Source organism: Bizionia argentinensis JUB59 (assembly GCF_000224335.1).
GTDB lineage: Bacteria > Bacteroidota > Bacteroidia > Flavobacteriales > Flavobacteriaceae > Algorimicrobium > Algorimicrobium argentinense.
In genome coordinates this window covers 38,891-57,432 of sequence record NZ_AFXZ01000050.1, presented here as the reverse complement: position 1 = coordinate 57,432, position 18,542 = coordinate 38,891, and the positions used below count along the sequence as shown (strand labels likewise).

Genomic DNA, 18,542 nt, shown 5'->3' with positions numbered 1-18,542 from the left:
TCAGTCGCAATTTCAGTTAACAATTATATTCTTTAAACATTCGAAAACTGATTAATTATTTCTGTGTGAGAGTCTGTGTAATAATTCACATACAATATTAAGCATCCGTGGTAATCCATGAAACTCATGCTCAAAACAATTACCTCAAGTCTCTCTGTGAAACCCCTGAATCTCTGTGTAAAAACACCTAATAAAAAACGTTTCGTGCTTTCCAATCAAAATCTTACCTTTGCATTTCAATTTTAGCTTACATTTAAATATATCCGCAGAAGTAATTATATATGGAATACGCAGAAAACATACTAGAAACCATTGGAAATACGCCATTGGTTAAATTAAATAAATTGACAGCCGATTTGCCATGTTTGGTATTATCAAAGTACGAAACATTTAACCCAGGAAACTCTGTTAAAGATCGTATGGCATTAACGATGATTGAGGACGCCGAAGCTGATGGTCGTTTAAAACCAGGAGGAACTATTATTGAAGGAACTTCAGGAAACACCGGAATGGGATTAGCACTTGCTGCAATAGTTAAAGGTTACAAATGTATTTTTGTAATAAGCGATAAACAATCTAAAGAGAAAATGGATATTCTTCGTGCCGTTGGAGCAGAAGTAATTGTTTGCCCTAACGACGTAGAGCCAGACGACCCTAGAAGTTACTATTCTGTATCGAAGCGTTTAGGTGAAGAAACGCCGAATTCTTGGTATGTAAATCAGTATGATAATCCAAGTAATACCAAAGCGCATTATGAAAGTACTGGGCCTGAAATTTGGAAACAAACTGATGGGAAAATCACTCACTTTGTGGTTGGTGTAGGAACTGGTGGTACTATTTCTGGCGTTGGGAAATACTTAAAAGAACAAAATCCAAATGTGAAAGTTTGGGGAATTGATACCTACGGAAGTGTATTTAAAAAATATCATGAAACGGGAATCTTTGATGAAAACGAGATTTATCCATATGTAACGGAAGGTATTGGCGAAGATATTTTACCAAAGAATGTTGACTTCAGTATTATTGATGGTTTTACGAAAGTAACAGATAAAGACGCTGCTATTTATACGCAAAAATTAGCCAAAGAAGAAGGGATGTTTTTAGGTAATTCTGCTGGAGCAGCTATTAAAGGTGTTTTACAATTAAAAGAGCATTTTACAAAAGACGATGTAGTAGTCGTTTTATTCCACGATCATGGAAGTCGCTATGTTGGAAAAATGTTTAATAACGAATGGATGGAAAAAATGGGGTATATTGAATAATTAATAAACCGATTTTTATAATACAAACGATTCAAAGAGACCTTCCAAGGTCTCTTTTGGATTGTAACATAATCCAGGGTGCGTTTTTGAACACTGAAGAATAGTGCTTTTTGAAGCCGCTAACCATCTAAACCTATCGGATAATTCAAGCGCTCCAATTTTGCCGCCAGCTGGCGCACCTTGACAAACTAAATCCCAAGCTTTTAAATAATTTTCAACGTCGTATAATTCTATATCATTGGAAAAAGCATCAAATTTTTTAGGATCAATTAAATATTTTATGCCCAGAAATTTTTTTCGTTTTGAAAAAAGAATAACGCCTATATTAAAGAATTCATCACGTTCCACTTTAGGTACAAACCGAATTATGGCATATTCAAAAGTTACTTTATCTGGCATCTTCAGCTTCTTTAACTAATTTATCAATCATGGAGAGTTTAGCTTGCAAATACGTAATATAAGCCGCTCGTATTTCATCAGGCGAGAAAGGATCTGATTCATTTTCCAACCAATCTTCGGGAATTAACGAAATGATTTCTTGGATTTTCTGATCGGTAAGTTTATCGGTGATTATAATTGCAGCTTCTTTTAGGTTTTTTGCAAATTCTAAAAGTACATGGTCTTTAATAAGCGGAAAGGTTCGGGTTAAATGATTTTCCCATGTTTGCCAATTATGGTGAAAATAAAAACTCGCACCATTATCTATCACCCAAACTTCCTTATTCCAAACTAATAAATTGGTGTTTTTGGCTGTGCGATCTATATTGCTAATGATACTATCCATGAGCAGTATTTTGGAAGCTGTCATAGAATCTATATCTGAAGCCAGAGGGTCGAAGGTTATTGCGCTAGATAGATAGTGAAGTCCTAGATTTAATCCCACACTAAATTTTAGCAAATCTTGAATTTCTTCATCAGGCTCCGTTTTACTAAAGGAGTCATCAAGATTCATAAAAACTAATTCTGGAACATGCAGACCTATGGTACGTGCAATTTCACCACCAATAAATTCGGCGATTAATGCTTTTTTTCCTTGCCCAGCTCCTCTAAATTTCAGTACATAAAGAAAGTCATCATCAGCTTTTACAATAGCAGGAAGTGAACCTCCTTCGCGTAAAGGGCTAATATATTGCACAACTTCTACATGCCGAATATCAATTTTATTCATGAAAACGAAGATACTAAAAAGTTATAATTAAATAGTGGCGTTGTATAGTACAAGAGGAATTGTTTTTTTATAGAAACTATTTTGACAAAATAATACTATCAATTTCCAGTTTAAATTTTTGTGGCTTTTTATTGCCAATTAAGAATCCAATTTCTTCAATAGTACTGCCTGAGAAATTTGGCATATCTAGTTTACGACCGCGGAAAACGGCTGGCATATAGGAAAAAGCAATTTTAATAGTTTCCCAGCTTTCCGTTGTTTGAAATGTAGCCACGTAAGAGTATCTATTGGTTTTATCCGATTTTACGCGGAACTGATACGGATTGCCGTCACCTTTTACGCGAATTATAAAATGCGTAAAGCCTTCAGTATTTTTACGTTTACAGTCATGTCGAACTGATGAAAACCCACCATTATTTTCTAAAGATATTTCACCCTTAAAAACACCAAATCCTTCAGCGTTAATAGAAAATGACCCGTTGGAGTTTCCGCCCATAACAACGTCGTCTAGCGTATACCAATCGGCTGTCTTACTTTCAGAGTTAAAGATATATAAGGTCATTTGCGTTTGTATTATAAGAGTTAAATAAGTTAGTATAAGATATTTCATAAAATATACTTTATTTTAATTGTGTACCGTTGTAAAAGTACAAAACAAAATAGGAACTATCATAATTCGCTTAAAATGTGTAAATTAGATTCATGCAAGAAGCATTTTTACATTATTTATGGCAGTTTAAAAAGTTTCAACTTCTAAATTTGAAAACAACTCAAGGGCAAGATGTAGTTATAATTAATTCCGGACAGCATAACCATTTGTCAGGCCCGGATTTTTTTACAACACAACTTAAAATTGATGAACAACTTTGGGCAGGAAATGTAGAAATTCATATAAAATCGAGTGACTGGTATGTACACAATCATGAGAAAGATCCCGCTTATCAAAATGTGATTTTGCATGTTGTTTGGGAACATGATACAGATGTGTTTAGAAAAGATAACACGGTTATTCCCACTTTAGAGCTCATAAATTATATTGATAAACAGTTATTGGATAATTATTACCAATTGTTTTCAAAAAAGCAGACTTGGATTAACTGTGAGAATGAATTTCACAGTACACCAGATTTCTTGTTACAGAATTGGTTGGAGCGTCTTTATATAGAACGTTTGGAACAAAAATCATTGGCGATTACTAATTTATTAGTAAAGTTAAAAAACAACTGGGAAGCGGTATTGTTTAATATGCTATCCAAAAATTTCGGACTCAATATTAATGGTGATGCGTTTTTAAGCATGGCGCAATCGCTGGATTTTAGTATCATAAGAAAACTTCAAAATAAACCTGAAGAGCTGGAAGCGCTTCTGTTAGGGCAAGTTGGTCTTTTAAACAAATACAGTGATGTTCCATATGAACAGCACTTGTTAAAACAGTATCTGTATTTGATAAATAAATTTCAATTGAATAATAATCATGTTACACAACCTCAATTTTTTAAATTACGTCCGCCTAACTTCCCAACTATACGTTTGTCACAATTAGCAATTTTATATCATAAAAACGACAATTTGTTTTCTAAAGTGATGTCTAGTTCCTCACTTGAGCAGTTTTATGAAATTTTTGGAGTAGGATGTTCTGCTTTTTGGGAAACGCATTACACGTTTCAAACGGTTTCAAAAACATCAAAAAAAATATTGACAAAGAATTTTATTAATCTTCTAGTTATAAACACAATTGTGCCTTTAAAATTTGCATATGCTAAACAGCAAGGACAAGATCAGGTTTCGGAATTAATTGATTTAATGACGCAAATTCCTTCAGAAAAAAACACGATTGTAAAAAAATTTAACGAATTAAAGTCTATGCCGGATTCGGCAAGCGTTTCACAAGCTTTATTGCAACTTAAAACCGAGTATTGTAATTCTAATAAATGCTTGCAATGTGTAATTGGAAATCGATTAATAAGCAAATAAATTACTACATTGCAGTATGAATATTTTCTTAAAACCTTTACTGTACTTCCAAAAGCACGGCTTTCACGTATGTCAGCGTATTGCAGACCGTATGGGAATTCGCGCTAAAGTTGTGCGTACATCCTTTATGTATTTAACCTTTGTGACATTGGGTTTTGGATTCGCTGTGTATTTATTTATTGCTTTTTGGATGCGTATTAAAGATTTGTTATTTACAAAACGGTCTTCAGTTTTCGACTTGTAGTTATGAATAATCTAGTTCTAAATTTATTTCGATCCAAAATAATTATAGCTATTGCGCTATTAATTCTGTTACTAATTGTTGGGGTTGTTGGATTTATGGTTTTGTCAGACTATAGATGGATAGATGCACTATATATGACAGTAATAACCATTACTACTGTTGGTTTTAGTGAAGTGAGCCCTCTAGATGATGCTTCCAAGATTTTTACGGTTTTCCTTATACTTACTAGTGTTGTAATTGTTGGTTATGCCATTAGCGTGATTACTGAATATATTTTAAGCAAAAATAATTTTGAAGATTTAAAACAAAAGAAAATGCAAAAAAAGATTGATAATCTTTCAGACCACATTATTATTTGTGGCTATGGCAGAAACGGTAAACAGGCGGCCAATAAATTAATGGCTTACAATAAACCTTTTGTAATAATTGAGCACAATAAAGAGATTATCGATAAATATCAGAGTGAAATGATGCCATTTGTTCACGGGAATGCTAATGAAGACGAAATACTTATAAAAGCTGGAATTAACCGTGCAACAACACTAATCTCTGCACTGCCAAATGATGCTGATAATTTGTTTGTGGTATTATCCGCAAGGCAAATTAACAAAGAACTGATTATAATAAGCCGTGCTTCTCAAGAAACATCATATACTAAACTTAAATTGGCAGGTGCGAACAATGTTATCTTGCCAGACAAAATTGGTGGCGGTCATATGGCATCTTTGGTTGTAGTACCCGATTTAATAGAGTTTATAGATAACCTGACTGCCGTTGGGAAATCGAATGTTAATATAGAAGAAATTGAGGTTAGTAAGCTCTATGATGCTTCAAAGATTAAGACAATTCGTGATTTGGATTTAAGAAAAAAAACAGGTTGCAATGTTATAGCTTACAAAGATGGGAATGGCGATTATATTATTAATCCGGAAGCAGAACAGGAGCTGATGCCAAACGGAAAAATAATAGTACTTGGCCGACCAGAACAGATTATGAAACTAAACTCTTTTTATAATATAAAATAAGGGATGTTTGTTTTTAACAACAGATGTTTTAGAAACTCATTTTTTTTTAGCATCTTGTCCTACTAATTAACAAAAAACTAACTAATAAATTAACTTATGAAGAAAATTCTTCTTTCAATTTTCACTGTAATTCTACCAATTATAGCATTTGCGCAAGATTTGGAAATCGAAGGGCTAGTCTCAAATCCTTCAACTTCAATTAATGATGGTTCAATTAAAATTACAGTTAAAGGTGGAGTGGAGCCTTTTACATACCGCTGGAGTAACCAAAGTACACCATTAAACTCTAATAGAGCAATGGGTCTTACGGAAGGTGTACCATACACTGTTCTAGTAACCGATGCAGTTGGTAATAGTAAAACAGCTGTGTTTACCGTGAAGTCCGATGCGATTACAGAAGTTTTTAATGGAACTATGACGCCTGCAGTAAGTGCTTTAGGGGCAGTACTTTTTTGGGATCCCTTTGCTGCAATTGGAGTTTATGATCCAGTTGTTTATGCAGATTCTAAGCAAATTGGAATTCCAGATTGGAACAATAGGGTAGATAATAAATATACACTGGTAAAATGGCTTAAAAAAGATGGTGAAAAAATCTCAACTAATGAGCCTATAGCTGTTATTAAAGATGATTTAGGAGAGGAAATTACAGTAAAATCAACGGGAAAAGGTACTTTAAAGCAATTAACGGCTGAAGGAAAAGTAATTTATAATTCAGATAATGCGCAACATGTTATTGAACAAGGAGCGCATTTTTTTGCTGAAGTAAAATATTATGAGCCGATTGTTTTAACGCATCCTAATGGCGATCCACTTACAAAACCTATTTCATTTATAGTTATTTGGTTAGTATTCGGTGCTCTGTTCTTTACCATAAGAATGGGTTTTATTAATATCCGTGGATTTAAACATGCTATTGATTTAGCGCGAGGAAAATATGATGATCCAGATGCACCTGGGCAAGTAACACACTTTCAAGCTTTAGCAACTGCCGTTTCCGGTACTGTTGGTTTAGGTAATATTGCTGGTGTAGCTGTAGCTGTTTCATTGGGTGGAGCGGGAGCCACTTTTTGGATGATTGTTTGTGGTTTATTAGGGATGTCTACCAAATTTGTGGAATGTACTTTAGGTGTAAAATATCGTGATATTTTACCTGATGGACGTGTTTTTGGTGGACCCATGAATTATTTACGATACGGACTTGAAAAACGGAACATGAAAGGTATGGGTAAAGTGCTTGCTGGTATGTTTGCAGTTTTAGCCGTTGGTGCTTCTTTTGGAGGTGGTAATATGTTCCAAGCAAACCAATCGTTTGAGCAATTAGCAGGACAGTTTCCAATGTTAGAAGGTCATGGTTTCTATTTCGGTATTGTAACCGCAATTTTAGTAGGTGTTGTTATTATTGGAGGTATTAGCAGTATTGCTAAAGTAACTGGTAAAGTGGTTCCAATAATGGCGTCCATATATATAGTTGCTGCTTTAGCGGTAATTATCATGAACATACAAAACATAGGTCCAGCATTTTCTGCAATATATGATGGCGCATTTAGTCCATCTGCTTTAAAAGGAGGTGTTATTGGGGTTCTAGTAGTAGGTTTCCAGCGGGCTGCATTTTCAAATGAAGCCGGTGTTGGTTCTGCAGCCATTGCACATAGTACAGCAAAAACAAATAATCCACCATCTGAGGGCTTTGTAGCTTTATTGGAGCCGTTTATTGATACGGTTGTGGTTTGTACATTAACTGCTTTAGTTTTAATTTTTACAGGAATGCATGAAGTAGAAGGTTTAGTAGGTGCGCAATTAACATCGGATGCCTTTGGTAGTCAAATATCTTGGTTTCCATATGTTTTAGCACTAGCCGTTTTCTTATTTGCGTTTTCAACTATGATCTCTTGGTCTTATTATGGAATGAGAGCTTGGACTTACTTATTTGGTAAGAGCAAAAAAATTGAGTTTATTTATAAAATGTTGTTTTTAGTTTTTGTGGTTATTGGAGCGTCTGTAAGTTTAGGAGCTGTTCTTGACTTTTCGGATATGATGATTTTAGCCATGTCTTTTCCAAACATAATTGGATTATATATTATGTCTGGTGAAGTGAAGGGTGATCTAGCCCAATACATCAAGAAGTTAAAATCTAATCAACTATACAAAAAGATAGCAGTAAAATAGATTCTTAATATGAACATACAAAAATCCCATTTCACGTTTACAAGAAAACAGCGAAATGGGATTTTTCTATTGGTAACCGTTATAGTTTTTTTGCAGGTTGCTTTTTATTTGTATGATAAATCTTTAGGTGTACACGCGGAAACCAACTTTGTAATTGATGATTTGCAAAAAGAAGTAGATTCGCTTAAACTAGTGCAATTACAAAAATTAAAGCCTAAAGTATATCCATTTAATCCAAATTATATAACCGATTATAAAGGTTACACTTTGGGAATGAGTAATGAAGAAATAGATCGGCTACATCATTTTAGAGCAACTGAAAAATGGGTGAATTCTGCTAAAGATTTTCAGCAGGTTACCAAAGTATCCGATTCGCTTTTGGAAAGATTATCACCTTACTTCAAGTTTCCAGATTGGGTGACAAATCCAAAGCCTAAAAATGTTAATCAGAATTATGATAATAATAATAATAATAATAATAATAAACCCAAAACCTTTGCTGAAAAAATTGATTTAAATACGGTAACAGCTTCACAATTAAAGCGGGTATATGGTGTGGGTGAAAAGTTATCGGAACGAATTATCAATTATCGCGAAGAAATAGGATCTATTTTTATTGCCGATATTCAACTTACCGAGGTCTATGGCTTGTCACCGGAAGTAATTTTGAGAATTAAAGAGCAATTCACGGTAAAAACGCCCAAATCTATTCAACTAATTAATTTAAATACAGCTACGCGTGATCAATTGGTAAACATAAATTATATTGATTATGAGGTGGCGCATAATATAATAGAGCAACGAACCTTGCGCGATGGCTTCCAATCATTGAATGATTTAACGAAAGTTAAGGACTTTCCAGTCAGCAAATTTGAGATTATTACATTATATTTGTTGATTGAATAATTATACAAAAAAAAGAAATTTATGAATACTATGTACTTCACCGAAGAGCATAACTTGTTTAGACAGAGCTTAAAAGATTTTTTACAAAAAGAAGTTGTTCCACATATTGAAAAATGGGAGAAAGACGGAACCGTTGAGCGTTTTATATGGAAGAAATTTGGCGATATGGGCTTTTTTGGTGTTAACTACCCGGAAGCATATGGCGGATTAGATTTAGACTTATTTTATACTATTATATTTCTTGAAGAATTACAGAAAGTTAATTCTGGTGGATTTGCCGCTAATATGTGGGCCCATGCTTATTTGGCAATGACACACGTAAATGCAGAAGGTAGTGAAGCTATTAAAGAAAAATATTTAACGGCAAGTATCAGTGGCGATATGATTGGTTGCTTATGTGTTACCGAACCTTTTGGTGGAAGTGATGTTGCAGCCATGCGTACAACAGCCGAAAAGAAAGGGGATACCTATGTTCTTAACGGATCTAAAACGTTTATTACTAATGGTATTTATAGCGACTATTTAGTGGTTGCGGCTAAAACAAATCCGGAGTTAGGAAACAAAGGTATTAGTATGTTTATCATGGATAGAGATACACCAGGTATCTCGGCTACCAAACTCGATAAATTAGGCTGGAGAGCCAGTGATACAGCTGAAATTGCATTCGATAATGTAACTATCCCTGCCGAAAACTTAATGGGAGAAGTCAACAAAGGCTTTCCATACATTATGCAACATTTTGCTTTCGAACGTTTAATTATGGGTGTAAACGCACATGCTAGAGCTGAATTTGCTTTGGATTATGCCAAACAATATATGAGTGAGCGTTACGCTTTTGGGAAAAGCATCAATAATTTCCAAGCCTTGCGTCATGCGTATTCAGATGCTTATGCTAATATGATTGTTTGTAAAGAATTTAATTATTCGGTAACAAACCGTATGAATAAAGGAGAATATGTAGTTAAAGAAGCAACAATTTCTAAATTACAATCTACTAAAATGGCCGATGAGGTTATTTATCAATGTCTACAGTTTTTAGGCGGTTACGGTTATATGGAAGAATATCCAATGGCTCGATTATTACGCGATAGCCGTTTAGGACCAATTGGTGGTGGAACATCTGAGATTTTACGGGAAATCATCGCCAAAATGACTTTGGACGGAAAGGATTATAAGCCAGCGACTAAATAAAAACAATAGTTATTTTGGTGAAAATTGTTTAGCAATTCGCTAAAATGAATTTAGATGGTAAATATTATAAGCCAGCTATTAAGTAAATAATTCATAAAATGAAAAATCGTTTTAAAACGTGCTTTTTAAGTTCTTTTTTAATTCTTGTAGGAACATGTGTTTCGGCACAAACTGAATTAACAAACACGGTTTTAGAGGGAAGCTCTTTTCAGCCTATTGAAAGCGCAAGCATTTATGTTAAAAACACTACCATCGGAACCGTTACAAACGCCGATGGTAAGTTTTTATTACGGGTGCCTGATAAGTATCAAAAAGACACTTTAGTGGTGTCATCTATTGGATTTAAAAGTTATAAAATCCCGGTTAATGAGTTCGATGCATCTTTCGAAATTTATTTGGATGATGATGTTGCCTCATTAGATGAAATACTGTTGGTAGCGGAAACTAGGCCTAAAACAGGAAACGATATCGTTATGCGGGCACTGGAAGAGTTACCTGAAAATTTGCCAGATTCGTCATATTTGCAAAAAGGGTTTATGCGTCATAAAGAGCGTAATAAAAAAGAGTTTAAGTGGCTTATTGAAAGTGCTATTACTTTATACGATTCTAGTTTTGCATCTAATCCAGCAGAAAATCTTAAGATAAACGTAGATCAGGTCCGTAAAAGTTACGATTTACGCGATGTGGATAGTTTGCTAGCATATACTGCTTTTTTAAAAAATAGAATTAAAAACCGCAAGTTTTCTAAAAACAATTTAAGGCGTGATACCATTCAAACAAAATCACTAGTTAATGCTATAAAATGGAATGATAATCGCATTAATGGACTCGAAACGCTATTTCAGGGTAAACTGAATATGGTTAGAAATGCTGGAAATCCCAAAGCTTTATTTGGAGAGGACATTATGAGTAAGCATCAGTTTAAACTGGATACAGTTTTAGTTGAAAACGATCGAAAAATTTATAAAATTAGTATTTCAGAAAGTTTCGAATATGTAAATCTAGAAACACCAGGCGTTTTTAACGATGGCTATCATCCAAAAGGATGGATTTATGTTTATTGGGATAATTATGCAATTAAGAAGATAGAATACGAGCTCGTAGCCGCATCTAAAGCACAACGCAGCCGAAGTAAAACACTTTATGATACAACCATCAATCATAAATTGATATTGACTTATAAAGAGTACCAAGATAATATGTACTTAAATTATGTTTATTACGAAACGCCAAAACTTGTTAATGTAAGAGCCGTAGTAAATAATCCGAAAACAGATATTGATGAGTCGATTGTAAATAAGGGAGAGCGATTTTATTATACCGTACAGGAAATTTTATTTACTGAAATAATTACGGATGATGCTGAAATTCAGCGGACTTTAAGACAAACTTGGGATGCCGATTTGTTTTCGCCAAAACCTTATAATAAAGAATTTTGGGAGAACTACAACACATTGCTAGAGAGTAAAGAAGAAGAGAAACTAATTCAAGATTTAACCAAACGCTATAGTTTATTTAAAGATTAGTTTTAGAATATATTCAACGATTTAATAAAACGCAAACGACTTTATTTAAGTGGTTTGCGTTTTTTTTTGTGGATAAATTATTAGCGCAATTCGATATGATTGTAGTTCCTTTTCAATAGTATTAACGGTTATTAATAATTTTTAAATTTTCCATTGCAAAATCTAAAATTGTAACTATTTTTGCACCTTGAAAATTTTAAAAGAGAGGAGGTTAAGGACTATGTTAATTATACCAATTAAAGAAGGAGAAAATATAGATAGGGCGTTAAAGCGTTACAAACGAAAGTTTGATAAAACGAAGACAAAACGCGCTTTACAAACTGGCAAACAGTTTACAAAGCCTTCGGTTGAAAATAGAGCACTAATTCAAAAAGCTCAATATGTTCAGCGATTAAGAGATCAAGCAAGTATGTAATCTCATGTATATTATATTATATTATATTATATTATAAGAATCCTGCAGAAATGCGGGATTTTTATGTTCTAAACTAAAAGCTCAATTAATCTTCGTAGTTTTATAAATATGCGTATTATTAAATAATCTATTTTAGTAATTAAATTTATATTAATCATTAACACATTAACCAATATGCCCTTTCAAGCTTTTATGGACTACTTGCTTTTGGAAAAGCACTATTCCAAACTCACTGTAAAAGCATACAAGAAAGACTTGCAGGACTTTCTAACTTTTCTATCAGAAACTTACCAAACAGAAGATATGTTATCCGTTAATTATCCAGAAATTAGAACCTGGATTGTTAGTTTAGTAGATAAGGAAATGAACAATCGTTCTATAAATCGGAAAATTTCGGCACTAAATTCCTATTATAAATTTCAAATTAAGGTTGGTGATATTCAGGTTAATCCACTATCAAAACACAAGGCATTAAAAACGAGTAAGAAAATTCAAATACCTTTTTCTGAAGCTGAAGTGGCAACCGTTTTGGACGATCTGGAATTTGATGATACTTTTGAAGGTGTACGAAATAAGTTTATTATTGAATTATTCTATTCAACTGGAATTCGCCGCATTGAATTGGTAGAAATCAAATTAAACCAAATCGATCTTTCCAATAAAACGCTAAAAGTTTTAGGTAAACGAAACAAAGAACGTATTATTCCATTGTTAGACTCGGTAATTAAAACCATTAAATATTATTTGGAAATAAGAAATCAATTGGAAAACATTTCTGATATTGACTACCTTTTTTTAACCCAAAAAGGCGTTAAAATTTATGAAACACTTGTCTACCGTGTAATAAATGATTATTTTAGTTTAGCATCTTCTAAAGTAAAAAAGAGCCCGCATATTTTAAGACATTCATTTGCGACACATTTACTAAATCAAGGTGCAGATATAAATACCGTTAAAGAGTTATTAGGTCATTCCAGTTTAGCTGCAACACAAATATACACACACAATAGTATATCGGAATTAAAGAAGGTATATTTAAAAGCGCACCCAAGAGGACAGAAAAAATAGCAGTAAAATTCGTTTGTTTAATTAAAAAAATTAGAATCGTATGAAAGTAAACACACAGTCCGTTAATTTTAACGCAGATCAAAAATTGATAGATTTTATTCAGAAGCGAATGGATAAGTTAGATTTGTACTACGATAAGGTCATTCAAACCGATGTTTATTTAAAAGTAGAAAACACAAGTGATAAGGCAAACAAGATTTTTGAAGCGCAAGTAAATGTGCCTGGAGATAGTTTTGTAGTAAAAAAACAATGTAAAACTTTTGAGGAGGCTGTAGATACCGCTGTAGCATCACTTGAACGCCAATTAAAAAAGCGAAAAGAAAAATTAAGGCCACATTTGTAAAATAAATCAATAAAATGTTTTGAATAATTAAATATTTATATACATTTGCAGTCCGTTAGAAATAGCGGGCTTTTTTTAGCGCGAATGAGATGCTAAAAAGCCGATGTAGCTCAGCTGGCTAGAGCAGCTGATTTGTAATCAGCAGGTCGTGGGTTCGAGTCCCTCCATCGGCTCAAAGAAAAGTTTTTTTGAAATATTGAATTAAAGTGATTGGGGAGATACTCAAGCGGCCAACGAGGGCAGACTGTAAATCTGCTGACTACGTCTTCGCAGGTTCGAATCCTGCTCTCCCCACTAAGCTTTTAAGCAAGGTTTTGTCCTTATGGATTACCGTGCAAAGGAAGGTGATGATAAAACTTTTAAACGTTACATTTGTGAAATTGTAAATTAAAAGTTGGAAATTGCGGGCCGAAAGGAAAGTGATTGAAAAAAATTTTAGAATACGTTTTTAAAGTTTAAGTAAAAGTTTACTTTTACGGGATTAGAATTTAATCCGAAATTGAAATAATGAAAATACCTTTTGAATATAGAAATATGTTCAAAGAAATGCGAGAGTAGCTCAGTTGGTAGAGCGTCAGCCTTCCAAGCTGAATGTCGCCGGTTCGAACCCGGTCTCTCGCTCAAAAAATTCCTGTGAAGTCAGGAATCTCTTCTTTTAAGGTTTGTCTTTATGCAGGCATGGAAAAGATTAGGAAATAAAAACTTTACGCCGGTGTAGCTCAGGGGTAGAGCGTTTCCTTGGTAAGGAAGAGGCCACGGGTTCAATTCCCGTCATTGGCTCATTTAATATTGAATAATATAAGTACTAATATAAATAGATTAAAATAAAATAAACATGGCAAAGGCAACTTTCGATCGTTCAAAACCACACCTTAACATAGGTACCATTGGACACGTAGATCACGGAAAAACAACCACGACTGCTGCTATTACAAAAGTATTAGCTGATGCAGGTTATTCAGAAGCAAGATCATTCGACCAGATTGACAATGCTCCAGAAGAAAAAGAACGTGGTATTACTATTAATACATCTCACGTTGAGTACGCAACTGCAAACCGTCACTATGCACACGTTGACTGTCCAGGTCACGCGGATTACGTGAAGAACATGGTTACTGGTGCTGCGCAAATGGATGGAGCAATTCTAGTAGTTGCTGCAACTGATGGCCCGATGCCACAAACTCGTGAGCATATTCTTTTAGGTCGCCAGGTTGGTATTCCTAGAATGGTTGTGTTTATGAATAAAGTAGATTTAGTTGACGATCCAGAATTACTTGAATTAGTAGAAATGGAAATTCGTGACTTATTATCTTTTTACGAATATGATGGGGACAACGGTCCTGTTATAGCTGGTTCAGCTTTAGGTGCACTTAACGGTGAGCAAAAGTGGGTTGATTCTATTCTTGAATTAATGGCAGCTGTTGATGAGTGGATTGAGGAGCCTGTTCGTGAAATGGATAAGCCTTTCTTGATGCCTGTTGAAGATGTTTTCTCAATTACAGGTCGTGGAACTGTTGCTACAGGTCGTATCGAAACTGGTATTGGTAAAACAGGAGATCCAGTAGAAATTATTGGTATGGGTGCTGAAAAGTTAACGTCTACTATTACTGGAATTGAAATGTTCCGTCAAATTTTAGATAGAGGTGAAGCTGGTGATAATGCAGGTATCTTATTAAGAGGTATTGAGAAGTCTCAAATCTCTAGAGGTATGGTTATTGTTAAGCCAGGTTCTGTAACACCACATGCTAAATTTAAAGCTGAGGTTTATATCTTGAAAAAAGAAGAAGGTGGTCGTCATACACCATTCCATAATAACTACCGTCCACAATTTTACGTTCGTACAACGGATGTAACAGGAAACATTATGCTTCCAGATGGTGTTGAAATGGTTATGCCAGGTGATAATTTAACTATTACAGTTGAATTAATTCAGGCTATTGCAATGAATGTAGGTTTACGTTTCGCTATCCGTGAAGGTGGTAGAACTGTAGGTGCAGGTCAAGTAACTGAAATTTTAGAATAATTAATTTTATCTAATCAATATAGAGTTAAGGTATTTCGTTTTACGGAATACCTTGACTTGTATTTACGGGTTTAGCTCAGTTGGTAGAGCACTGGTCTCCAAAACCAGGTGTCGGGAGTTCGAGTCTCTCAACCCGTGCAATTTAGGTAGCAAACGTCTTATTGTTGCTTCTTAAAAATAAAAAACATATTTACAATGGCTGGAATTGCAATTTATATAAAAGAATCATTTGGGGAACTGAAAAACAATGTAACTTGGCCAACTTGGGCAGAGGGACAAAAGTTAACCATTTTAGTAGCTGTGTTCTCTATTATTTTTTCACTAGCTATTTGGGGAATTGATACGGTTTTCAGCAAAGCAATAGGATCTTACTTTCATTGGATTAACGGTTAAAATAAAATTTTATGTCTGAAGGAAATGAGAAAAAGTGGTATGTCGTTAGAGCAGTAAGTGGTCAAGAAAATAAAATTAAAGCCTACATTGAAACAGAAATAGCACGATTAGGATTTGAAGATTTTGTAGAGCAAGTTCTAGTTCCAACCGAGAAAGTTATCCAAATACGTAACGGAAAAAAAGTAAATAAAGAAAAAGTTTATTTTCCTGGTTACATAATGATAAAAGCAAATTTAACAGGTGAAATCCCTCACATTATAAAGTCGGTTACAAATGTAATTGGGTTTTTAGGTGAAACTAAAGGAGGTGATCCAGTACCGTTAAGACAATCTGAAGTTAATAGAATGTTAGGTAAAGTAGATGAGCTTTCAGTAAATGCCGATACCAATGTGGCTATCCCATTCAATATAGGCGAAACAGTTAAGGTTATTGACGGACCATTTAATGGATTTGATGGGACGATCGAGAAAATTAACGAAGAAAAGCGTAAGCTAGAAGTAATGGTGAAAATTTTTGGAAGAAAAACACCTTTGGAATTAAGCTATATGCAAGTAGAAAAAGTATAATAATTGTTACAATATAAGAATACAGTCTTATGCTTCCAAATTTAAGATATGTATCAAAACTAAATTATTAAAAATGGCAAAAGAATTAAGTAAAGTAGTTAAACTACAAGTAAGGGGAGGTGCAGCGAATCCGTCGCCACCGGTTGGACCCGCTTTAGGTGCCGCTGGAGTTAATATCATGGAGTTCTGTAAGCAGTTTAATGCTAGAACACAAGATAAACCTGGTAAAGTTTTACCAGTGGTTATTATGGTATACAAAGACAAATCATTTGACTTTGTTATCAAAACACCTCCTGCAGCTGTACAATTATTAGAAGCGGCCAAAGCGAAAAAAGGTTCAGGTGAACCACACATAAAAAAAATAGCAAAAGTTTCTTGGGATCAGGTACGAGCAATAGCTGAAGATAAAATGCAAGATTTAAATGCATTTACTATCGATGCTGCCATGACAATGGTTGCAGGTACTGCAAGATCAATGGGTATAGCTATAAAAGGTGGTACCGAACCTAATTAATCTAAAAAATTTAGAAAAATGGCAAGATTAACAAAGAAACAAAAAGAAGCTGTAGCAAAAATCGAGAAAGGAAGAATATACTCTGTCGATGAAGCATCAGCGCTGATAAAAGAAGTAACCAATACGAAGTTTGATGCATCTGTTGATTTGGCTGTACGTTTAGGCGTAGATCCAAGAAAAGCAAATCAAATGGTAAGAGGCGTTGTAACGCTTCCACACGGTACTGGTAAAGACGTAAAAGTTTTAGCACTAGTTACACCAGATAAGGAAGCGGAAGCTAAAGAGGCTGGTGCAGACTATGTAGGTTTAGATGAGTACCTTGATAAAATTAAAGGTGGTTGGACAAACGTAGATGTTATTGTAACTATGCCTAGCGTTATGGGTAAATTGGGTCCTTTAGGACGTATATTAGGTCCTCGTGGCTTAATGCCAAACCCAAAAACAGGTACAGTAACTATGGATATTGGTAAAGCTGTTAGCGATGTAAAAGCTGGTAAAATTGACTTTAAAGTTGATAAAACTGGTATTGTACACGCATCTATAGGAAAAGCATCTTTTAGTGCTGATAAAATTGCAGATAATGCAAACGAATTATTACAAACATTAATGAAACTTAAGCCAACTGCAGCTAAAGGAATTTACGTAAGGAGCATTTATATGTCCAGTACCATGAGTCCAAGTTTAGCTGTAGATCCAAAAATTGGTTAAGTAGTTTAAAACTTTTATTATGACTAGAGAAGAAAAATCACAAGTAATTAAAGAATTAACTGCGGAATTAGCCGATAATGCAAATATCTATTTAGCTGATATTTCTGGATTAAATGCAGGTGCGACATCAGATTTACGTCGTGCTTGTTATAAGGCAAATATACAATTAGCCGTAGTTAAAAACACCTTGCTTAAAAAAGCAATGGAGGCATCAGATAAAGATTTTGGAGACCTTCCTTCTACATTAAAAGGAAATACTTCAATTATGTATTCTGAAGTTGGTAATGGACCAGCCAAAGTTATTCAAAACTTCCGTAAAAAATCAGCAATGCCACTTTTAAAAGGTGCATTTATTGCAGAAGCTGTTTATATTGGAGATGAAAACCTTGACGCTTTAGTAAATATCAAATCTAAAGACGAAGTTATCGGTGATATTATTGGCTTATTACAATCGCCAGCTAAAAATGTTATTTCAGCACTTAAATCAAGTGGTGGTAAATTAGCAGGGATTTTAAAAACACTATCTGAAAAAGAAGGATAGTATTAAATAGTACGCACTTAATTACAATTATATTATTATTAAAAATTTATTAAAACGATAGAAAAAATGGCAGATTTAAAAGATTTCGCAGAACAATTAGTTAACTTAACTGTAAAAGAAGTAAACGAATTAGCAACTATATTAAAAGATGAGTATGGTATTGAGCCTGCAGCAGCTGCTGCAGTTATGGCTGGACCTGCTGCTGGAGGTGAAGCTGCTGAAGAGCAAACTGAATTTGATGTAATCCTTAAAGCCGCTGGTGGTTCTAAATTAGCAGTTGTAAAACTAGTTAAAGAATTAACAGGTTTAGGTTTAAAAGAAGCTAAAGGTTTAGTTGATGATGCACCTAGCCCAGTTAAAGAAGGAGTTTCTAAAGATGAAGCAGAAGCTTTAAAAGCTCAATTAGAAGAAGCTGGAGCAGAGGTTGAGCTTAAGTAATTTAAGCCCTCAAAAACATAACGGTTTAGGTCTAAAGTGTATACTTTTAGGCCTAGACCATTTTGCGTATA

21 protein-coding genes and 5 tRNA genes are annotated in these 18,542 nt (G+C 34.2%); 23 read left to right on the top strand and 3 right to left on the bottom strand.

Annotated features, from left to right (window positions below):
* Window positions 1–281: 281 nt before the first annotated feature.
* A complete protein-coding gene (locus BZARG_RS12385) occupies window positions 282–1,262 on the top strand; it encodes a PLP-dependent cysteine synthase family protein (protein ID WP_008638913.1) in 981 nt (326 codons plus the stop codon).
* 15 nt (window positions 1,263–1,277) lie between these two features.
* On the opposite strand, the gene BZARG_RS12380 is transcribed toward BZARG_RS12385, so the two are convergent.
* The 3 genes from BZARG_RS12380 to BZARG_RS12370 form a co-directional block, all read right to left on the bottom strand.
* The gene (locus tag BZARG_RS12380; protein WP_008638826.1) at window positions 1,278–1,661 is read right to left on the bottom strand and encodes a DUF3037 domain-containing protein; all 384 of its coding nucleotides are present in this window, start codon (window positions 1,659–1,661) and stop codon (window positions 1,278–1,280) included.
* Entirely contained in the window at window positions 1,651–2,430 is a 780-nt protein-coding gene (locus BZARG_RS12375) for a HipA family kinase (RefSeq protein ID WP_008638830.1), read from the bottom strand. The genes BZARG_RS12380 and BZARG_RS12375 overlap by 11 nt, the downstream gene beginning before the upstream one ends.
* Window positions 2,431–2,506: 76 nt before the next feature.
* The gene (locus BZARG_RS12370) at window positions 2,507–2,992 is read right to left on the bottom strand and encodes a CIA30 family protein (protein WP_008638850.1); all 486 of its coding nucleotides are present in this window, start codon (window positions 2,990–2,992) and stop codon (window positions 2,507–2,509) included.
* Between the two features lie 140 nt (window positions 2,993–3,132).
* Between BZARG_RS12370 and BZARG_RS12365 the strand changes: the two genes are divergently transcribed.
* The 22 genes from BZARG_RS12365 to rplL all read left to right on the top strand — a co-directional run bounded on the left by BZARG_RS12365 (window position 3,133) and on the right by rplL (window position 18,471).
* Complete coding sequence (locus tag BZARG_RS12365) at window positions 3,133–4,404, top strand: DUF2851 family protein (RefSeq protein ID WP_008638844.1); 1,272 nt, start codon at window positions 3,133–3,135, stop codon at window positions 4,402–4,404.
* A gap of 16 nt (window positions 4,405–4,420) precedes the next feature.
* Window positions 4,421–4,648 carry a PspC domain-containing protein gene (locus BZARG_RS12360; protein WP_008638915.1) on the top strand — a complete coding sequence of 76 codons (228 nt, stop codon included), beginning with the start codon at window positions 4,421–4,423 and terminating at the stop codon, window positions 4,646–4,648.
* A 2-nt stretch (window positions 4,649–4,650) separates the two neighbouring features.
* Window positions 4,651–5,673 (top strand): potassium channel family protein, encoded by a 1,023-nt coding sequence (locus BZARG_RS12355; RefSeq protein ID WP_040288674.1) that lies wholly within the window; start codon window positions 4,651–4,653, stop codon window positions 5,671–5,673.
* A 96-nt stretch (window positions 5,674–5,769) separates the two neighbouring features.
* The gene (locus BZARG_RS12350) at window positions 5,770–7,839 is read left to right on the top strand and encodes an amino acid carrier protein (protein WP_008638942.1); all 2,070 of its coding nucleotides are present in this window, start codon (window positions 5,770–5,772) and stop codon (window positions 7,837–7,839) included.
* Between the two features lie 9 nt (window positions 7,840–7,848).
* Entirely contained in the window at window positions 7,849–8,745 is an 897-nt protein-coding gene (locus tag BZARG_RS12345; protein WP_008638875.1) for a ComEA family DNA-binding protein, read from the top strand.
* A gap of 21 nt (window positions 8,746–8,766) precedes the next feature.
* Entirely contained in the window at window positions 8,767–9,936 is a 1,170-nt protein-coding gene (locus BZARG_RS12340; RefSeq protein WP_008638841.1) for an acyl-CoA dehydrogenase family protein, read from the top strand.
* Between the two features lie 98 nt (window positions 9,937–10,034).
* Entirely contained in the window at window positions 10,035–11,462 is a 1,428-nt protein-coding gene (locus BZARG_RS12335; protein WP_008638831.1) for a carboxypeptidase-like regulatory domain-containing protein, read from the top strand.
* 220 nt (window positions 11,463–11,682) lie between these two features.
* Entirely contained in the window at window positions 11,683–11,877 is a 195-nt protein-coding gene (gene rpsU / locus BZARG_RS12330; RefSeq protein WP_008638879.1) for a 30S ribosomal protein S21, read from the top strand.
* A 174-nt stretch (window positions 11,878–12,051) separates the two neighbouring features.
* Window positions 12,052–12,945 carry a tyrosine-type recombinase/integrase gene (locus tag BZARG_RS12325; protein WP_008638916.1) on the top strand — a complete coding sequence of 298 codons (894 nt, stop codon included), beginning with the start codon at window positions 12,052–12,054 and terminating at the stop codon, window positions 12,943–12,945.
* Window positions 12,946–12,985: 40 nt separating this feature from the next.
* The gene (gene hpf / locus BZARG_RS12320) at window positions 12,986–13,288 is read left to right on the top strand and encodes a ribosome hibernation-promoting factor, HPF/YfiA family (RefSeq protein WP_008638907.1); all 303 of its coding nucleotides are present in this window, start codon (window positions 12,986–12,988) and stop codon (window positions 13,286–13,288) included.
* Between the two features lie 99 nt (window positions 13,289–13,387).
* A tRNA-Thr gene (locus BZARG_RS12315) sits at window positions 13,388–13,461 on the top strand.
* 39 nt (window positions 13,462–13,500) lie between these two features.
* Window positions 13,501–13,582 (top strand) — tRNA-Tyr (locus tag BZARG_RS12310).
* 254 nt (window positions 13,583–13,836) lie between these two features.
* A tRNA-Gly gene (locus BZARG_RS12305) sits at window positions 13,837–13,909 on the top strand.
* A gap of 87 nt (window positions 13,910–13,996) precedes the next feature.
* Window positions 13,997–14,068, top strand: a tRNA-Thr gene (locus BZARG_RS12300).
* A gap of 55 nt (window positions 14,069–14,123) precedes the next feature.
* Entirely contained in the window at window positions 14,124–15,311 is a 1,188-nt protein-coding gene (gene tuf / locus BZARG_RS12295) for an elongation factor Tu (protein WP_008638889.1), read from the top strand.
* Window positions 15,312–15,376: 65 nt separating this feature from the next.
* Window positions 15,377–15,449: transfer RNA gene (locus BZARG_RS12290), tRNA-Trp, on the top strand.
* Between the two features lie 57 nt (window positions 15,450–15,506).
* Complete coding sequence (gene secE, locus BZARG_RS12285) at window positions 15,507–15,704, top strand: preprotein translocase subunit SecE (protein WP_008638871.1); 198 nt, start codon at window positions 15,507–15,509, stop codon at window positions 15,702–15,704.
* Window positions 15,705–15,715: 11 nt separating this feature from the next.
* Window positions 15,716–16,270, top strand: a complete 555-nt coding sequence (gene nusG / locus BZARG_RS12280; RefSeq protein WP_008638862.1) for a transcription termination/antitermination protein NusG — start codon at window positions 15,716–15,718, stop codon at window positions 16,268–16,270.
* Window positions 16,271–16,343: 73 nt separating this feature from the next.
* Entirely contained in the window at window positions 16,344–16,784 is a 441-nt protein-coding gene (gene rplK, locus BZARG_RS12275; RefSeq protein ID WP_008638848.1) for a 50S ribosomal protein L11, read from the top strand.
* 18 nt (window positions 16,785–16,802) lie between these two features.
* On the top strand, window positions 16,803–17,492 hold the full coding sequence (gene rplA, locus BZARG_RS12270) for a 50S ribosomal protein L1 (RefSeq protein WP_008638910.1): 690 nt from the start codon (window positions 16,803–16,805) through the stop codon (window positions 17,490–17,492).
* Window positions 17,493–17,511: 19 nt separating this feature from the next.
* A complete protein-coding gene (gene rplJ / locus BZARG_RS12265) occupies window positions 17,512–18,033 on the top strand; it encodes a 50S ribosomal protein L10 (RefSeq protein WP_008638825.1) in 522 nt (173 codons plus the stop codon).
* 66 nt (window positions 18,034–18,099) lie between these two features.
* Window positions 18,100–18,471 carry a 50S ribosomal protein L7/L12 gene (gene rplL, locus BZARG_RS12260; RefSeq protein WP_008638909.1) on the top strand — a complete coding sequence of 124 codons (372 nt, stop codon included), beginning with the start codon at window positions 18,100–18,102 and terminating at the stop codon, window positions 18,469–18,471.
* Window positions 18,472–18,542 lie beyond the last annotated feature (71 nt).

Excerpts from the sequence above, each read along its gene's own strand:
- rplL (WP_008638909.1), top strand. The coding sequence starts at position 18,100 with ATGGCAGATTTAAAAGATTTCGCAGAACAATTAGTTAACTTAACTGTA.
- rplK (WP_008638848.1), top strand. The coding sequence starts at position 16,344 with ATGGCAAAAGAATTAAGTAAAGTAGTTAAACTACAAGTAAGGGGAGGT.
- tuf (WP_008638889.1), top strand. The coding sequence starts at position 14,124 with ATGGCAAAGGCAACTTTCGATCGTTCAAAACCACACCTTAACATAGGT.
- BZARG_RS12360 (WP_008638915.1), top strand. The coding sequence starts at position 4,421 with ATGAATATTTTCTTAAAACCTTTACTGTACTTCCAAAAGCACGGCTTT.
- BZARG_RS12345 (WP_008638875.1), top strand. The coding sequence starts at position 7,849 with ATGAACATACAAAAATCCCATTTCACGTTTACAAGAAAACAGCGAAAT.
- rplJ (WP_008638825.1), top strand. The coding sequence starts at position 17,512 with ATGACTAGAGAAGAAAAATCACAAGTAATTAAAGAATTAACTGCGGAA.
- BZARG_RS12355 (WP_040288674.1), top strand. The coding sequence starts at position 4,651 with ATGAATAATCTAGTTCTAAATTTATTTCGATCCAAAATAATTATAGCT.
- BZARG_RS12370 (WP_008638850.1), bottom strand. The coding sequence starts at position 2,992 with ATGACCTTATATATCTTTAACTCTGAAAGTAAGACAGCCGATTGGTAT.
- BZARG_RS12325 (WP_008638916.1), top strand. The coding sequence starts at position 12,052 with ATGCCCTTTCAAGCTTTTATGGACTACTTGCTTTTGGAAAAGCACTAT.
- hpf (WP_008638907.1), top strand. The coding sequence starts at position 12,986 with ATGAAAGTAAACACACAGTCCGTTAATTTTAACGCAGATCAAAAATTG.
- BZARG_RS12385 (WP_008638913.1), top strand. The coding sequence starts at position 282 with ATGGAATACGCAGAAAACATACTAGAAACCATTGGAAATACGCCATTG.
- BZARG_RS12380 (WP_008638826.1), bottom strand. The coding sequence starts at position 1,661 with ATGCCAGATAAAGTAACTTTTGAATATGCCATAATTCGGTTTGTACCT.
- BZARG_RS12365 (WP_008638844.1), top strand. The coding sequence starts at position 3,133 with ATGCAAGAAGCATTTTTACATTATTTATGGCAGTTTAAAAAGTTTCAA.
- rplA (WP_008638910.1), top strand. The coding sequence starts at position 16,803 with ATGGCAAGATTAACAAAGAAACAAAAAGAAGCTGTAGCAAAAATCGAG.
- secE (WP_008638871.1), top strand. The coding sequence starts at position 15,507 with ATGGCTGGAATTGCAATTTATATAAAAGAATCATTTGGGGAACTGAAA.
- BZARG_RS12375 (WP_008638830.1), bottom strand. The coding sequence starts at position 2,430 with ATGAATAAAATTGATATTCGGCATGTAGAAGTTGTGCAATATATTAGC.
- BZARG_RS12335 (WP_008638831.1), top strand. The coding sequence starts at position 10,035 with ATGAAAAATCGTTTTAAAACGTGCTTTTTAAGTTCTTTTTTAATTCTT.
- BZARG_RS12340 (WP_008638841.1), top strand. The coding sequence starts at position 8,767 with ATGAATACTATGTACTTCACCGAAGAGCATAACTTGTTTAGACAGAGC.
- BZARG_RS12350 (WP_008638942.1), top strand. The coding sequence starts at position 5,770 with ATGAAGAAAATTCTTCTTTCAATTTTCACTGTAATTCTACCAATTATA.
- nusG (WP_008638862.1), top strand. The coding sequence starts at position 15,716 with ATGTCTGAAGGAAATGAGAAAAAGTGGTATGTCGTTAGAGCAGTAAGT.
- rpsU (WP_008638879.1), top strand. The coding sequence starts at position 11,683 with ATGTTAATTATACCAATTAAAGAAGGAGAAAATATAGATAGGGCGTTA.